Genomic DNA, 568 nt, shown 5'->3' on the forward strand with positions numbered 1-568 from the left:
ATGGAGTGCTTTGAAGCAATTGGTGGAGTACCAAAGATCATTTTAACGGACAATATGAAAACAGTAATGGATGAACATAGAACAGAGTATTCAAAAGGAGTGGTTAATGAACGATTTGAACAGTTTGCCAGTGATAGTGGATTTGAAATCAAACCTTGTATTGCAGGAAGGCCAAGGACAAAAGGGAAAGTAGAGAGTATTATGAAGCTCTTAGATGAGATTCATGCTTATCAGGGGAAATTCACTTACGAAGGACTTCACCAATTTGTACAAAAGCTTTGTGAACGCCATAATCAAAGTTTTAATCAAGGAAATAGAAAGATTCCAATACTTGCTTTAAAACAAGAAAAGAGTCACTTACTCCCCCTACCAAGGAAAGAAATAAGAGACTCTTATAAGATCAAACACAAGCTTGTAAAGGTTAACCCTGCGAGCATGATTACGTACAAATCAAACCAGTATTCAGTACCAGCTGAATACAAAGGGAAAACCGTTGGTTTACAAGTCTATGACGATCACATACATGTATATTATAACACGGATTTGATCGCTCAACATCGAATCAGTA

1 protein-coding gene is annotated in these 568 nt (G+C 36.6%); it reads left to right on the forward strand.

Features of this window, described 5'->3' with window-relative positions; all coding sequences use genetic code 11:
- Positions 1 to 568: Mu transposase domain-containing protein (locus ACEWK1_RS27745; protein WP_416636897.1), on the forward strand; the 568-nt coding region annotated here is incomplete at both ends.

Origin of the sequence: Metabacillus sp. YM-086 (assembly GCF_048059995.1) — a bacterium.
GTDB lineage: Bacteria > Bacillota > Bacilli > Bacillales > Bacillaceae > Metabacillus > Metabacillus litoralis_B.